The sequence below is a fragment of the Mesobacillus maritimus genome (assembly GCF_023715205.1).
Taxonomy (GTDB): Bacteria; Bacillota; Bacilli; order Bacillales; family Cytobacillaceae; genus Mesobacillus_B; species Mesobacillus_B maritimus_C.
Window position 1 is genome coordinate 1 of sequence record NZ_JAMBNR010000099.1, and the last position, 398, is coordinate 398.

2 protein-coding genes are annotated in these 398 nt (G+C 33.4%); both read left to right on the forward strand.

The features are described 5' to 3' along the window. The coding region (locus M3182_RS25795; RefSeq protein ID WP_285869600.1) for a TrmH family RNA methyltransferase at window positions 1-147 on the forward strand (147 nt) is incomplete at its 5' end. Next, window positions 147-398 (forward strand): NYN domain-containing protein (locus M3182_RS25800; RefSeq protein ID WP_251560681.1); only part of this gene is annotated, 252 nt, incomplete at its 3' end. The genes M3182_RS25795 and M3182_RS25800, both read left to right, overlap by 1 nt.

Sequence of the window (398 nt, forward strand, 5' to 3'; positions counted from 1 at the left end):
GGTATGAGTCGCCTAGTAAGTGATAAATGCGATTTTTATATTAAGATTCCAATGGTTGGACATGTAAACAGTTTGAATGCTTCGGTTGCAGCAAGTTTAATGATGTACGAAGTATTTCGAAAAAGACATGATGTTGGAGAAATATAATGAAAGAACGTTACTTAATCATTGATGGATACAATATGATAGGACAATCACCAACGCTAAGCGCCATTGCAAAAGAGAATTTAGAAGAAGCTAGAATGCAATTAATAGATGCAATTGCAAATTATAATGCAGTTATTTCAGATGAAATTATTTGTGTTTTCGATGCTTATGACCAATCGGGTGTTGAAAGAGAATACATGTATCATGGCGTTAAAACGATTTTTACCAAGGAAAAAGAAACAGCTGATAGT